14 protein-coding genes are annotated in these 14,647 nt (G+C 57.2%); 9 read left to right on the top strand and 5 right to left on the bottom strand.

Annotated elements, in window-relative coordinates; genetic code table 11:
* Positions 1 to 61 precede the first annotated feature (61 nt).
* Genes A936_RS12720 through A936_RS12710 form a run of 3 tightly spaced genes read left to right on the top strand, consistent with a single transcriptional unit; the run spans position 62 to position 3,037 of the window.
* Positions 62 to 1,417, top strand: a complete 1,356-nt coding sequence (locus tag A936_RS12720) for an MFS transporter (RefSeq protein WP_008458365.1) — start codon at positions 62 to 64, stop codon at positions 1,415 to 1,417.
* A complete protein-coding gene (locus A936_RS12715; RefSeq protein ID WP_008458363.1) occupies positions 1,395 to 2,174 on the top strand; it encodes an electron transfer flavoprotein subunit beta/FixA family protein in 780 nt (259 codons plus the stop codon). Before A936_RS12720 ends, A936_RS12715 begins: the two co-directional genes overlap by 23 nt.
* A complete protein-coding gene (locus tag A936_RS12710) occupies positions 2,171 to 3,037 on the top strand; it encodes an electron transfer flavoprotein subunit alpha/FixB family protein (RefSeq protein WP_008458361.1) in 867 nt (288 codons plus the stop codon). The genes A936_RS12715 and A936_RS12710 overlap by 4 nt, the downstream gene beginning before the upstream one ends.
* Here the strand turns inward: A936_RS12710 and A936_RS12705 are convergent.
* From A936_RS12705 to queD, 4 genes are all read right to left on the bottom strand, one after another.
* Entirely contained in the window at positions 3,021 to 3,596 is a 576-nt protein-coding gene (locus A936_RS12705; protein ID WP_008458359.1) for a glycerol-3-phosphate responsive antiterminator, read from the bottom strand. The two genes, A936_RS12710 and A936_RS12705, sit on opposite strands and share 17 nt — an antisense overlap.
* Positions 3,597 to 3,609: 13 nt before the next feature.
* Positions 3,610 to 3,882, bottom strand: a complete 273-nt coding sequence (locus tag A936_RS12700) for a ferredoxin family protein (protein ID WP_008458357.1) — start codon at positions 3,880 to 3,882, stop codon at positions 3,610 to 3,612.
* The gene (locus A936_RS12695) at positions 3,879 to 5,153 is read right to left on the bottom strand and encodes an FAD-dependent oxidoreductase (RefSeq protein WP_008458356.1); all 1,275 of its coding nucleotides are present in this window, start codon (positions 5,151 to 5,153) and stop codon (positions 3,879 to 3,881) included. Before A936_RS12695 ends, A936_RS12700 begins: the two co-directional genes overlap by 4 nt.
* Before the next feature lie 111 nt (positions 5,154 to 5,264).
* Positions 5,265 to 5,630 carry a 6-carboxytetrahydropterin synthase QueD gene (queD, locus tag A936_RS12690; RefSeq protein ID WP_162473299.1) on the bottom strand — a complete coding sequence of 122 codons (366 nt, stop codon included), beginning with the start codon at positions 5,628 to 5,630 and terminating at the stop codon, positions 5,265 to 5,267.
* A 302-nt stretch (positions 5,631 to 5,932) separates the two neighbouring features.
* Here queD and cysJ point away from each other — a divergent pair, with 302 nt between their 5' ends.
* From cysJ to cysH, 3 genes are all read left to right on the top strand, one after another.
* On the top strand, positions 5,933 to 7,738 hold the full coding sequence (gene cysJ, locus A936_RS12685; RefSeq protein WP_008458353.1) for an NADPH-dependent assimilatory sulfite reductase flavoprotein subunit: 1,806 nt from the start codon (positions 5,933 to 5,935) through the stop codon (positions 7,736 to 7,738).
* Positions 7,738 to 9,450 carry an assimilatory sulfite reductase (NADPH) hemoprotein subunit gene (cysI, locus tag A936_RS12680; RefSeq protein ID WP_008458350.1) on the top strand — a complete coding sequence of 571 codons (1,713 nt, stop codon included), beginning with the start codon at positions 7,738 to 7,740 and terminating at the stop codon, positions 9,448 to 9,450. The genes cysJ and cysI overlap by 1 nt, the downstream gene beginning before the upstream one ends.
* A 133-nt stretch (positions 9,451 to 9,583) precedes the next feature.
* A complete protein-coding gene (cysH, locus tag A936_RS12675; protein ID WP_008458349.1) occupies positions 9,584 to 10,315 on the top strand; it encodes a phosphoadenosine phosphosulfate reductase in 732 nt (243 codons plus the stop codon).
* A 31-nt stretch (positions 10,316 to 10,346) separates the two neighbouring features.
* Here cysH and A936_RS12670 read toward each other — a convergent pair whose 3' ends face one another.
* A complete protein-coding gene (locus tag A936_RS12670; RefSeq protein ID WP_008458347.1) occupies positions 10,347 to 11,387 on the bottom strand; it encodes an aminopeptidase in 1,041 nt (346 codons plus the stop codon).
* Positions 11,388 to 11,665: 278 nt separating this feature from the next.
* Between A936_RS12670 and cysD the strand changes: the two genes are divergently transcribed.
* The 3 genes from cysD to cysC are packed head-to-tail and all read left to right on the top strand — an operon-like array spanning position 11,666 to position 14,618.
* On the top strand, positions 11,666 to 12,574 hold the full coding sequence (cysD, locus tag A936_RS12665; RefSeq protein WP_008458345.1) for a sulfate adenylyltransferase subunit CysD: 909 nt from the start codon (positions 11,666 to 11,668) through the stop codon (positions 12,572 to 12,574).
* Between the two features lie 11 nt (positions 12,575 to 12,585).
* Positions 12,586 to 14,013 (top strand): sulfate adenylyltransferase subunit CysN, encoded by a 1,428-nt coding sequence (gene cysN, locus A936_RS12660; protein ID WP_008458343.1) that lies wholly within the window; start codon positions 12,586 to 12,588, stop codon positions 14,011 to 14,013.
* Positions 14,013 to 14,618: an adenylyl-sulfate kinase gene (gene cysC / locus A936_RS12655; protein ID WP_008458340.1), complete on the top strand. Its 606-nt coding sequence runs from the start codon at positions 14,013 to 14,015 to the stop codon at positions 14,616 to 14,618. The genes cysN and cysC overlap by 1 nt, the downstream gene beginning before the upstream one ends.
* Positions 14,619 to 14,647: the final 29 nt, after the last annotated feature.

Below are 14,647 nucleotides of genomic sequence, written 5' to 3'. Positions count from 1 at the left end.
ACCGCACGGGTCGGCTCTCAGGAGCCGACCTCTTCATTTACGGATCGACAAAGGAATCAGTATGCACGCCGAACCGGTTCGTATGGATGACCTGCCGCTTAATCGCTTTCATTTACGCATTGCCGGGCTGACCTTCGGCGCTCACTTGACGGACGGCTACGTGCTCGGCGTAATTGGCTTTGCGCTGGTGATGATTGCGCCGCAAATGAGCCTGACGCCGCTTCAGGAAGGATTAGTGGGCGGCTCGGCGCTGTTTGGGCTGTTTCTGGGCAGCCTGGTGCTGGGCTGGATCTCCGATCATATTGGTCGTCAGAAAATCTTTAACTTCAGCTTCGTGCTCATCACACTGGCCTCCTTTTTACAATTTTTCGTTAGTAACGTAGAGCAGTTGATTCTGCTGCGGGTGCTGATTGGCATCGGGCTGGGCGGCGACTACTCCGTGGGCCACACCATGTTGGCCGAATTTGCCCCGCGCAAACATCGTGGCGTGTTGCTCGGCGCTTTTAGTGTGGTCTGGACGCTGGGTTATGTGCTGGCGAGCCTCATTGGGCATCAGCTAGTGGAGAGCGGGCCGGAAGCCTGGCGCTGGCTGCTGGCGTCGGCCGCGTTGCCTGCGTTGTTAATCACTTTCTTGCGCTGGGGCACCCCGGAATCTCCTCGTTGGCTGCTTCGCCAGGGGCGGGTGTCCGAAGCGCATCAGATTGTGCGCCGCTGCTTCGGCGAACATGTTGTTATTAGCGATGAGATTGCGGTGCCAACTTCCCGCCATCTCCGCACGTTGTTTTCCGGGCAATACTGGCGGCGTACCGCGTTTAATAGCCTGTTCTTTGTTTGCCTGGTGATCCCGTGGTTTGCGATTTATACCTGGCTGCCGTCCATTACCGGGCTGCTGGGTATGCAGGATGGCCTGACCGCCAGCCTGTTGCTGAATGTGGTGCTGGTGGTGGGCGCGATCGCGGGCCTGGTGCTGACCCACCGCTGCTCAAGACGCGGCTTCCTGATCGGCGGTTTTCTGGTGCTGTTCTTCAGCCTTACCGCACTGGCGCTGGTGCCGGAACAACACGGCACCCTCATCCTGCTGCTGTTCTTTGTTTTTACGCTGACCATTTCGGCGGTCAGCAACCTGGTCGGCGTTCTCCCCGCTGAGAGTTTCCCGACGGATATTCGCTCGCTGGGCGTAGGGTTTGCGACGTCGATGAGCCGCCTGGGTTCGGCAATTAGCACCGGACTGCTGCCGGTGGCGCTGGTCTCCTTCGGGGTGCAAAACACCATGCTGTTGCTGAGCGCGGTTCTGATGCTGGGCCTGCTGGTTTCCGTCTTCTGGGCGCCGGAAACGCGAAACATGAGCCTTGTGGCCGCGTCCGGGAATAAAGAGCAGCCGCCGGGAGTGAATCATGAACATTCTGTTAGCCTTTAAGGCCGAGCCAGACCTCGCCATGCTGGCGGAAAAAGACTGGCTGGCCGCCGGGCAGGGCAGCCTGGACACCTCGATAACGCGCCCTTGTCTGGGAGAAGATGAGGCTGCTGCCGCGGAGATACTGCTGCGTCAGGCTGAAGGCTTAAACCTTACCGCCTTAAGCATTGGTCACGAGCGGGCGGACAGCTTTCTTCGCCAGTTCAAAGCGCTGGGGTTCCTGCGAGCCGTTCGGCTGCAGCCGGATGACGAGCTGACTTTTTCTCCCGACTCAGTGGCTGCCTTGCTGGCCGCATGGCAGCAGCAACATTCTCAATCTCTGGTGGTCATGGGCTCACGCAGCGCCGAAGGTAACAGCGGCCAGACGGGGTTTTATCTCGCCGAACAGCTGGGCTGGCCGTGTTTCACTCAGGTCTATGATTTCACGCTCGATGCTGAACGGCAGCAGCTTTGCCTGAAACAGCGGCACGGCGCAGGAAAACGCAGCCTGACCGTGCGGCTGCCTGCGGTGCTGATGATTGAAAGCCGTGGAGATTACTGCCTGAGAACGCCTGGCCTGCGACAAAAGCTGGCGGTGAAAGCTTCGGATGTTGAGGTCTTGCCTGTGAAAGTCCCTGGTCATGAGGAGGCATTCTCTCCTCTGGTCGGGCTGGATCACCCTCAGCGGCAGCGCGGCGGCTTAATTATTCAGGGCAGCGATGTGCGCGAAAAGGTCCGCAGCCTCTACCGCGACTGGCTACGTAAAAGGATGAAATCATGAAAATTGCCCTGGTTCTGCCTGAAGCGAGGCAAGCGTCGGCGCTCAGTGAGATAGGGCATTTCATTGCGTGCAGTGAAATGGCACCAGAACATATCGAAGCCTGGCTGCTGCCGGAGAGTGAATTCAGCGAGCCGCTGCTGGAGGGGTTGTATACCCATTTTGTGTCTGCCCCAGTAGACATGCTGTTATTCCCTTCTGGCTGGCAGGGCGCGGAGCTTGCCACCCGGCTGGCTCACCGGCTGCAAGGGGAGGCGTGGAGCGCGATTAACGACGCGGATTTTGCCCGGCAGGTGGTGCGCAAAAACGCCTATGGCGGCGCGCTGGTGGCTGAGCTTCAACTGCACAATAAGCCCTGGTGCCTGAGCGTAGCCGCCGCGCCGGGAGCCAAACCCTGGCAACCGGAGATCGAGTATGTACCGATTCCCGTGGCAGCACAGAAGCCCGCCTGGCTGCTTGAATCCCGGGCAATTGCCGATGAAGCCGAATCCGGCCTGGCCGATGCCAGGCTTGTGCTGGCGGTGGGACGGGGAGTTGGCAGCCCTCAAGCCATGGCGCAGGTAGAGGAGATTGCCTGCTGTCTGGGCATGGAAACCGGCGCCAGCCGCGAAGCGGTGATGCACGCCTGGTGCAGCATGGACAAACTGCTGGGGATATCCGGTACCCAGGTTGCCGCAGACGTTTGTATTGCGGCAGGTGTCTCCGGCGCACCGGCCTTTATCAGCGGTATTGCCCACAGCCGGTTCATTGTTGCCATCAACAACGATCCGCAGGCGGCGATTTTCCGCCACGCCGATGTGGGGATCGTCGATGACCTGCTGCCGGTGCTAACCGAGCTGCAAACCTGTGTCAGGGAAGATATTTAGCCAACTGCCAGACGCCGGTATTGGTGGTGGAGATAGCCAACGCCCCGGCGCTGAGTGCGTTGTTGGCATCCTCCGCGTCGCACACCAGGCCACCGGCAATCACCGGCAGGTCGATTTTTTCTGTGACCCATTTCATCACTTTCGGCATACATCCCGGCAGGATCTCGATGCAGTCCGGGTTCGACTGGGCCACCTGTTTATCGATGTTGTGGTAAGAGATGGAATCGACGATAAACAGCCGGTGAATGGCAAAGAACCCCTGCGCCCTGGCCGCTTTCACCATTGGCGCTTTGGTACTGATCACGCCGTCGGCCTGGGTCACCAGTTTCAGAAAGTTAATCACAATCTCTTTATTCGATGTCCCTTCCAGTAAATCGACGTGCACCAGCGCGTATTTATTCGCCTTCTTAATTTGCTGCACGATGCCGGTAATGGTGCAGATATTGCCGTACAGCACGGAAATCACCTGGCAGTCGGATTCCAGCGCCAGCTGCAGGCTCTGGTTATCTTTTACCGCTGCAATCAGCGGGTGTTGCTTGAGTAGGGACATCAGGGACACAGCTTGGACTCCATTAACCAAAGCGTAATTGGATGCCGCAGCCTGCGGGCGGGTAGTGCCAGCGGCTGAGGGTTTGTTCGTCGCACAGCAGGCGGCAGGTGCCGCACTCCAGGCAGCCGGCGGTATCAATGTGCAGGCTGCCGTCTTCTTTCTGTCGGTATAGCCCGGCGGGGCAGGCTCGTACCAGCAGAGTAAGCTGTTCGATATCGGGATCATCTGCGGGGACAATGTGTGGTTTCTCCGCAGGTTGCCAGGCGTTTCTGGCCAGTTTCTCATGCAGGTTCACAGGCTGCGCCCTCCGCGAAAAATGTCTTTAACCAGTCTGGAAATACCCGTTTTGCGGGCATGTTTCCACAGCAGGCTGCTGAGCCGTGGCGGCGGTGAATGCTGGGGATCAAAGATATCACGCTGCAGCTCAGCCAGCAGGTGCGGATAGTCCTGAAACAGCCCCGGCGTTTGTAAAAAATCAGGCATTTTGCGATAGCGCTCCAGCACCGCCCACAGCGAAGTGCACGCCAACTGGTGGCGGTACGCCTGATGAAGATCGACACTGATATTTTCTTGTAGCGCTTGAATCAGCGTTTGCGCCGCCGCTTTTGCCGAAAACGCCGCCAAATCCATGCCGCGCACGGTGAAACCGGTATTGATACAGAAACGGGCGCTGTCGCCCACCAGCAAATAGCCGGGGCCGGCCAGGCGCTCGGGAAGCCCGTTCAGGCCACATTCAGGAATCAGATGCGCGCCGTATTCCACCAGCTCGGCACGGCGCAGAAGCGGGCGCAGCGTCGGGTGCTGCTTGAAGTTTTCCAGCAGATCGGGAAGCGAAGCAGAGGCAGCCCGAATTGAAGATAGCGGGCAGACAATGCCGACAGACAGCGTATCTAGATTGGTATAGAGGAACCCGCCCGCAGGCTGTTCACCGCAGATGCCGCCGGTGAACAGCCAGGCGGCACCGGCGTTACCTTCAAGCGAGAAGCGGTTCTCGAGATCTTCTTTCGGTAGCGCCAGCATTTCTTTCACGCCAACGGCAACGCTGTGCTCGGGTAACTTGTGCAACAGCTTGTGCTGTTCCGCCAGCAGGGTATTGGCCCCTTCGGCGATAACCACGGCTTTGGCGCTCAGCACTTCGCCTTCGATCACCACGCCGCTCACCGCGCCGTTTTCAACATGCAGGCTATCGACCTGAGTCGCAGTCAGGCACTGCGCGCCCGCTTGTTCAGCCTGCTGGAACAGCCACGGATCCAGCCGGGCACGCAGCACGCTGTATGACGCTGCCGAAGGGTGCTGGAAACTCAACGTCGTGGACGTTTCTGCCGTCAGCGCGGAGAGTTTTTCATGGGTGATACAGCGTTCGAGTGGGGCGGCGCGAGAAAAATCAGGAAAGAGGGCATCAAACGCGGCGGTGTAAAGCCTGCCGCCCGACAGGTTTTTGCCTCCCGGCTGAGCTGCCCGCTCAACAAGCAGAACATTTAGCCCGGCGCGCGCGCACTCTACCGCGCAGCAGGAGCCTGCGATCCCCGCGCCAACGACGATAATATCGAAATCTGTAGTGGCCATCCCGTGCACCTTTTAGTTGCGACGTCGCAGCTTACCAAAGTGGGATGAAAATTAGCTTGATGGGGGACGCAGAGAGGAAAAGTCCGGAGTGATTTCCGGACTTTTTTTAGCTTATTCGCCGCGGTAGACGCAGCCTGCGGTGCAGGTTTCTTTGATCATCACCGCGCTCAGCAGCGGCACAACAGGTTTCATCTGATCCCAAATCCATTTCGCCAGCACTTCGCTGGTGGGGTTTTCAAGCCCTGGGATATCGTTCAGATAATAGTGATCGAGGCGATCGTAGGTTGGCTTAAACGCGGCTTTCAGCTCGGAGAAGTCCATGATCCAACCGGTATAAGGATCTACCTCGCCGGTGATTTCCAGGCGCACCATAAAGGAGTGGCCATGCAGGCGACCGCATTTGTGACCTTCCGGGACGTGCGGCAGGCGGTGGGCGGCTTCGAAGGTAAAATCTTTAAACAGGGTGGTGGACATCATTCGACTCTCTGGAATTCAAAAAACCGCCGCATGATAGCGGAATGGACTATTTTTCGCATTAACTAAACGGCGCATTGCCCTGCAGCATGGTGTAAATAGCGGTGAATGCGCTGAAATCTTATATTCATCAGGTAGTTAGGTAATCACTTTTAACACTATGATTTACCTGAAAAAACGATTAGTCGTTTTAGTTATTTATTATTTCCATCCCTTCTTTAATTGTTGATAACCTGCTGGTTAACCTTGACTCATTACAGTCTGTAAGCCCTTTTTTGCCCTTTGCTACTGGAAGCTAAATACGTATGACTTCTCAGGTTCCACCGAGCGCTTTGCTGCCGTTAACGCCGGACCAGCTGGCACGCCTTCAGGCGGCGACCACTGATTTTTCAACCACTCAGCTGGCCTGGTTATCCGGTTATTTCTGGGGAATGATTAACCAGCAGCCTGGTGCTGTCGCGGCGGCTCCGGCCCCTGCGGCAGAAGTCCCAGTGATTACGCTAATTTCCGCGTCGCAGACCGGCAACGCACGCCGCGTGAGTGAGCAGCTGCGGGACGACCTGCTGGCGGCGAAGCTGAACGTCAATCTGGTGAACGCGGGCGACTACAAATTCAAACAAATTGCCCAGGAAAAACTGCTGATTGTCGTCAGTTCCACGCAAGGGGAAGGGGAGCCGCCTGAAGAGGCCGTGGCCCTGCACAAATTCCTGTTCTCGAAAAAAGCACCGAAGTTGAACGGCACCGCGTTTGCCGTCTTTGGCCTCGGTGACAGCTCGTATGAATTCTTCTGCCAGTCAGGCAAAGACTTCGACAGTAAACTGGCTGAATTAGGCGGCGAGCGCCTGTTGGATCGCGTTGATACCGACGTAGAGTACCAGCCTGCCGCCCAGGCATGGCGCAGCCAAATCGTTGAACTGCTGAAATCCCGCGTCCCGGCCGAAACACCGGCTCAGGCTGCCGCGACGGCCACGGGCGTGAGCAACGAAATCTTCACCAGCCCTTACAGCAAAGAATCACCGTTGACCGCCACGCTTGCGGTGAACCAGAAAATTACCGGCCGTGACTCCGATAAAGACGTGCGCCATATCGAAATCGATCTTGGCGACTCCGGCATGCGCTATCAGCCGGGCGATGCGCTTGGCGTCTGGTATCAGAACGATCCGGCGCTGGTGAAAGAGCTGACGGATCTGCTATGGCTGAAAGGCGATGAAAGCGTCACCGTCGATGGCAAAACGCTGCCGTTAAGCGAAGCGCTGCAGTGGCACTTCGAGCTGACGGTCAACACCGGCAATATCGTTGAAAACTACGCCCAGCTGACCCGCAACACGGCGCTGCTGGAGCTGGTGGGCGATAAAGCCAAATTACAGCATTACGCGCAGACCACGCCGATTGTGGACATGGTGCGCTACGCCCCGGCAGAGCTGACGGCTGAACAGCTGACTGGCCTGCTGCGTCCGCTCACACCGCGCCTTTATTCTATTGCCTCTTCGCAGGCGGAAGCTGAAACCGAAGTCCACATTACCGTGGGCGCGGTGCGCTATGACATCGAAGGCCGTGCCCGCAGCGGTGGCGCTTCAGGTTTCCTGGCCGACCGCCTTGAGGAAGATGGCGAAGTGCGCGTGTTCATTGAACATAACGATAACTTCCGCTTACCGGCCAACCCTGAAACCCCGGTCATTATGATTGGCCCCGGCACCGGCATCGCCCCGTTCCGCGCCTTTATTCAGCAGCGCGACAGCGACGGCGCTGGCGGCAAGAACTGGCTGTTCTTTGGCAACCCGCACTTTACCGAAGATTTCCTTTATCAGGTGGAATGGCAGCGCTACGTCAAAGACGGCCTGCTGACGAACATCGATTTAGTCTGGTCCCGTGACCAGCAGCATAAAATATACGTACAAGACAAACTGCGCGAGAAAGGCGCGGAACTGTGGCGCTGGATTCAGGAAGGTGCCCACATTTACGTCTGCGGCGACGCCAACCGTATGGCGAAGGACGTTGAGCAGGCGTTACTGGAAGTGGTTGCCGTCCACGGTGGCATGGACACCGAAGCGGCAGATGAATTTTTAAGTGAGCTGCGCGTTGAGCGCCGTTATCAGCGAGATGTCTACTAATGAGTGAAAAACACCCTGGCCCTCTGGTGGTCGAAGGCAAACTGGTCGACGCCGAACGCCTGAAGCGCGACAGCGATTTTCTGCGCGGCACCATTAAAGAAGATCTGCAGGATGGCCTGACCGGCGGTTTCAACGGCGACAACTTCCTGCTGATCCGCTTCCACGGCATGTATCAGCAGGATGACCGTGATATTCGAGCCGAACGCGCTGAGCAGAAGCTGGAGCCGCGTCACGCGATGATGCTCCGCTGTCGCCTGCCGGGGGGGATTATCACCACCCAGCAGTGGCAGGCTATTGATAAGTTCGCCGAAGATAAGACTATCTACGGCAGCATTCGCCTGACCAACCGCCAGACGTTCCAGTTCCACGGCATTCTGAAGAAGAACGTCAAGCCCGCGCATGAAATGCTGCACGAGGTGGGCCTGGACGCGCTGGCGACGGCCAACGACGTGAACCGTAACGTGCTGTGTACTTCTAACCCGGTAGAGTCTGAGCTGCATCAGGAAGCCTACGAATGGGCGAAAAAGCTCTCTGAGCACCTGCTGCCGCGCACCCGCGCCTACGCCGAGATTTGGTGGGACAAAGAAAAAGTCGCCACCACCGACGAAGAGCCGATTCTGGGGCCGACCTATCTGCCGCGTAAGTTTAAAACTACGGTAGTGATCCCGCCGCAGAACGACGTGGATCTGCACGCCAACGATATGAACTTCATCGCGATTGCGGAAAACGGCAAGCTGGTTGGCTTCAACCTGCTGGTCGGCGGTGGCTTGTCCATCGAGCACGGGAATAAAAATACCTATGCCCGCACGGCAAGCGAATTCGGCTACATTCCGCTGGAGCATACTCTGGCGGTAGCGGAAGCGGTGGTGACAACCCAGCGCGACTGGGGAAACCGTACCGACCGTAAAAATGCTAAAACCAAATATACCCTTGAGCGCGTTGGCGTTGACGTGTTTAAGGCGGAAGTTGAGCGCCGCGCTGGCATCAAGTTTGAGCCAACCCGCGCATACGAATTTACCGGCCGCGGCGATCGTATTGGCTGGGTGAAGGGCATTGACGACAAATGGCACCTGACGCTGTTTATCGAAAATGGCCGCATCCTGGATTACCCTGGGCGACCGCTGAAAACCGGTCTGCTGGAGATAGCCAGGATCCACAAAGGTGATTTCCGCCTGACGGCAAACCAGAACCTGATCGTCGCCGGTGTGCCGGAAAGCGAAAAGGCTAAAATTGAGAAGCTGGCAACCGAGTCTGGCTTGATGAATGCGGTTACGCCGCAGCGTGAGAACTCAATGGCCTGCGTGGCGTTCCCGACCTGCCCGCTGGCGATGGCGGAAGCCGAACGCTTCCTGCCGGAGTTTGTCACCAAAGTTGAGCAGGTGATGGATAAACACAAAGTGCCGGATGAGCACATTGTGATGCGTGTTACCGGCTGCCCGAACGGCTGTGGCCGCGCGATGCTGGCCGAAATTGGCCTCGTGGGGAAAGCGCCTGGGCGCTACAACCTGCACATTGGCGGCAACCGTATCGGGACGCGTATTCCGCGCATGTACCGCGAAAATATCACCGAGCCGGAGATCCTCAGCTCGATTGATGAGCTGGTGGGCCGCTGGGCGAAAGAACGTGAGACCGACGAAGGCTTTGGTGATTTTACCGTACGCGCTGGGATTATTCGCCCGGTGCTCGATCCGGCCAGGGATTTGTGGGACTAGTTTTTCCCCTCACCCTAACCCTCTCCCCAAAGGGGAGAGGGGATTAGCATAACGATTGCCTGGCTTCGCTTCCCCCTCTCCCTTCCAGGGAGAGGGCCGGGGTAAGGGTCATTGATTACTAAGTGAGGCACGTATGTCCGTACTTGATTTAAACGAACTGAACGCCCTTCCTAAAGTCGAACGCGTCATGGCGCTCGCCGAAGTCAACGCTCAGCTGGAAAAACTTAGCGCGCAGCAGCGCGTGGCCTGGGCGCTGGAAAATCTGCCTGGGGAATTTGTGCTCTCGTCCAGCTTCGGCATTCAGGCCGCCGTGTGTCTGCATCTGGTCACGCAGCAGCGCCCCGATATCCCGGTGATCCTGACCGATACCGGCTATCTGTTCCCGGAAACCTACCAGTTTATCGACGAGCTTACCGACAAGCTGAAGCTGAATTTGCAGGTGTTCCGCGCGACCGAAAGCCCGGCCTGGCAGGAAGCGCGTTACGGCAAACTGTGGGAGCAGGGCGTGGAGGGCATTGAGCGCTACAACGACATCAACAAAGTTGAGCCGATGAACCGCGCGTTGAAAACGCTGGAGGCGCAAACCTGGTTTGCTGGCCTGCGTCGTGAACAGTCCGGCAGCCGCGCCAATTTGCCGGTGCTGGCCGTACAGCGTGAAGTCTTTAAAATTCTGCCGATCATCGACTGGGATAACCGCACGGTTTACCAGTACCTGACCGAGCACGGGCTGAAGTACCATCCGCTCTGGGATCAGGGCTATTTGTCCGTCGGCGATACCCACACCACCCGTAAATGGGAACCTGGCATGGCAGAAGAAGAGACGCGCTTCTTTGGCCTGAAACGCGAGTGCGGTTTGCACGAATAAATACCCCCTCGCCATTGCGGCGAGGGGAAAATCACTTCCCGGCCTTCGCCAACTCTTTCACCAGCGGGAGCAGAATACGAACCGTGTCATGGCTGCGGCGCTTAATTCTGCCCGGCAGCGCTTTATCCAGATACTCGAGGTTGTCGAGCGTGGCGTTATGCCAGCTGGTACCGTCTGGAAATGCCTTGTTTTTACTGCGCTGCTGATAACCGTCTTTCGCCCCAAGCGTCCAGTTGGTGGCTTCCACGGACAGCACCGGGATCCCGGCCTTGTCGAATGGTTCAGCATCGCCACAGCAGCCGGTGCCTTTCGGGTATTTCGTATTCAGTCCCGGATTGCTGGTGGCCTGAATCCCGGCGCGATGAGCCAGCGTCAGCGCGCGATCGCGGGTCAGTTTACGCACGGCCGCAGGCGTTGATGCCCCGCTATTGAAGTAGAGCTTATCGCCAACGATCAGGCTGTCCAGGTTGATCACCAGCAGCGTGTTGGCCTGCTCCGCTTTGCTCATGCGCTCCAGAATATTTTTCGCACCCAGGGAGCCAATTTCTTCTCCACTGGTGGCAATAAAGCGGATGCCGTAGCGGGTAGGAATATCTTTCAGGCGCTCGGCCAGCTCCAGCATGACGCCAAGGCCGGAAGCATTATCGTCCACGCCCTGCAGCGTGAGGCCGCCGAGATTATTGTCCACGTCTTTATCATTGAGCGGCGTATAGGTGTCCAGATGCGCCATGATAATAATTTGCTGCGGCAGTTTACCTTCACGGGCGGCAATCACGCTGCTGGTAGTGACGTTATGCCAGGTCTGATGTCCCGCTTTCGTGGTGTAGATATAGCGGGTATTAAACTGGCGAATATCGCTCTGGTATCCCCAGCTTTTAAACTGCTGCTGAATATAGTCTGCGGCCAGCATTTCAGCAGGGCTGCCGGTCATTCGGCCCGGAAAATAAGTCGCGATATGGCGGGTTTGCTGGTCGGCAAGGTCGCCCTGCTGCGTGACCTTCGCCACTGCGGGAAAGCTAAAGCACGCGCCCAGCGCCAGGCAAATCACCGAGCGGCGCAATGCGGAAAACATAGTACGTCCTTATTCATCTTTATTAGTCGGAAATTTTAAGCGCCGTTAGTATGAAACTGTGAGCCAGGTTAAACAATTTCATTTGCTCTTAAACCCGCGAAAAAACGACTGGTTAAGCACATTTTGTCGTTAGCTTTGCCGTGGCGTTATTCTTTTAGGGAACTAGTCATTCCAATTCGTAATTTCATAACAAATAAGCCCAAGACTTATAGTCCCCTTAGATTAAATCTCAAGCGGCTGCGATGAACGGCCGCGGCGCATCTGCTTAAGGGAAGGTTATGGACCAAAAACGACTCACTCACTTGCGGCAACTGGAAGCTGAAAGCATCCATATTATCCGTGAGGTCGCTGCCGAATTTTCTAATCCGGTGATGATGTATTCCATTGGGAAAGACTCTTCGGTCATGCTGCATTTGGCCCGTAAAGCTTTCTACCCAGGTACGCTGCCGTTCCCGCTGCTGCACGTTGATACCGGCTGGAAATTCCGCGAAATGTACGAATTCCGTGACCGCACGGCGAAAGCCTACGGCTGCGATCTTATCGTACACCGCAATCCTGAAGGTGTAGCGATGGGTATTAACCCGTTCGTTCACGGCAGCGCAAAGCATACCGATATCATGAAAACCGAAGGGCTTAAGCAGGCGCTGAATAAATACGGCTTTGATGCTGCCTTTGGCGGCGCGCGCCGCGATGAAGAGAAATCCCGTGCGAAAGAGCGTATTTACTCTTTCCGCGATCGCTTCCACCGCTGGGACCCAAAAAACCAGCGGCCTGAGCTGTGGCATAACTACAACGGCCAGATAAATAAAGGCGAAAGTATTCGCGTGTTCCCACTCTCTAACTGGACCGAACTGGATATCTGGCAGTACATCTACCTGGAAAATATCGACATCGTTCCGCTGTATCTGGCGGCACCGCGTCCCGTGCTGGAGCGCGACGGTATGCTGATGATGATTGACGACGATCGTATCGATTTGCAGCCGGGTGAAGTGATTGAACAACGTATGGTGCGCTTCCGTACCCTGGGCTGCTGGCCGCTGACCGGCGCGGTGGAGTCAACCGCGCAGACGCTGCCGGAGATCATCGAAGAGATGTTGGTTTCCACTACCAGTGAACGCCAGGGACGCATGATTGACCGCGACCAGGCCGGCTCGATGGAGCTGAAAAAACGCCAGGGTTATTTCTAAGGAGCCGCCAGATGAACACCACTATTGCACAACAAATCGCTGATGAAGGCGGCGTCGAAGCCTACCTGCACGCCCAGCAGCACAAAAGCCTGCTGCGCTTTTTGACCTGCGGCAGCGTCGATGACGGCAAAAGCACCCTGATTGGCCGCCTGCTGCACGACACACGCCAGATTTATGAAGATCAGCTCTCGTCGTTGCATACCGACAGCAAACGTCACGGCACGCAGGGCGAGAAGCTCGACTTAGCGTTGCTGGTGGATGGCCTGCAGGCCGAGCGCGAGCAGGGCATTACCATCGACGTGGCCTACCGCTATTTCTCCACCGAGAAACGCAAATTCATTATTGCCGACACGCCGGGGCACGAACAGTACACCCGCAATATGGCTACCGGGGCCTCAACCTGCGACCTGGCTATCCTGCTGATCGACGCCCGCAAAGGCGTGCTGGATCAAACCCGTCGGCACAGCTTTATCTCCACGCTGCTGGGGATCAAACATCTGGTGGTGGCGATCAACAAGATGGATCTGGTGGCGTTCAGCGAGCAGACCTTCGAGCAGATCAAGCAGGATTACCTGACCTTTGCTCAACAGCTGCCGGCGGACCTGGATATCCGTTTTGTGCCGCTTTCCGCGCTGGAAGGGGATAATGTCGCCAGCGCCAGCGCTCAAATGCCGTGGTACAGCGGCCCGACGCTGCTCGAAGTGCTGGAAACGGTAGAGATTATTCGCGGCGTGGAGCAGCAGCCAATGCGCTTTCCGGTGCAGTACGTGAACCGCCCTAATCTCGACTTCCGCGGCTATGCGGGGACGCTCGCTTCCGGCACCGTTAGCGTAGGCCAGCGCGTCAAAGTGCTGCCGTCTGGCGTGGAATCCAGCATCGCCCGAATCGTGACTTTTGATGGAGATTTGCAACAAGCCGGCGCGGGGGAAGCGATTACCCTGGTGCTGAAAGACGAAATCGACATCAGCCGGGGCGATCTGCTGGTGGAAGCGACGGAATCGCTGGCCGCAGTGCAGAGCGCGAAAGTGGATGTCGTCTGGATGGCGGAACAGCCGCTGGTACCGGGCCAGAGCTTTGATATCAAAATCGCCGGGAAGAAAACCCGTGCGCGCGTCGACAATATTCAGTACCAGGTTGAAATTAACTCGCTGACTCAGCGCGTGGTAGAAAGTTTGCCGCTGAACGGAATTGGGCTGGTGGATCTCACCTTCGATGAGCCGCTGGTGCTCGATAAATATCAGTCCAACCCGGTGACCGGCGGGCTGATTTTCATTGACCGACTGAGCAACGTGACCGTCGGCGCTGGCATGGTGCGCGAGCCGCAGACAGAGGTTTATCAGGAACCTTCGGCCTACAGCGCGTTTGAGCTTGAGCTTAGCGCCCTGGTGCGTCGCCACTTCCCACACTGGGGCGCGCGCGATCTGCTGGGAGGCAAATAATGGCCGACCATGATGAAAACGTGGTCTGGCATGCTCATCCGGTGAAGCGTGAGCAGCGTGAAGCCTTGCACAAGCACCGCGGCGCGGTGCTGTGGTTTACCGGCTTGTCCGGCTCCGGGAAATCGACCGTAGCCGGCGCCCTTGAGCAAGAGCTGCATAAACTTGGTGTCAGCACGTACTTGCTTGATGGCGACAACGTGCGCCACGGCTTGTGCAGCGACCTGGGCTTTAGCGATGAGGACCGCAAGGAGAACATCCGGCGGGTTGGCGAAGTGGCTGGCCTGATGGTGGATGCGGGCCTGGTCGTGCTCAGCGCGTTTATCTCGCCTCACCGGGCTGAAAGGCAAATGGTGCGCGAGCGGGCCGGGGAAGGGCGTTTCTACGAAGTGTTTGTGGACACGCCGTTAGCCATTTGCGAAACGCGCGATCCTAAAGGGCTTTACAAGAAGGCCAGGGCTGGGGAGCTGAAGAATTTTACCGGGATTGATTCGGCGTATGAGGCGCCGTTGCGGGCCGAAATTCACTTAGACGGCGAACAATTAGTAACAAATTTAGTGGCCCAAATATTAGACCTGCTGCGTCGCGACGATATCATCAATTGCTGAAGACGCCCGGAAGCACAACGCTTCCGGCC

Source organism: Enterobacter sp. Ag1 (assembly GCA_000277545.1).
GTDB lineage: Bacteria > Pseudomonadota > Gammaproteobacteria > Enterobacterales > Enterobacteriaceae > Cedecea.
This window is presented reverse-complemented; position numbering and strand designations above follow the sequence as displayed.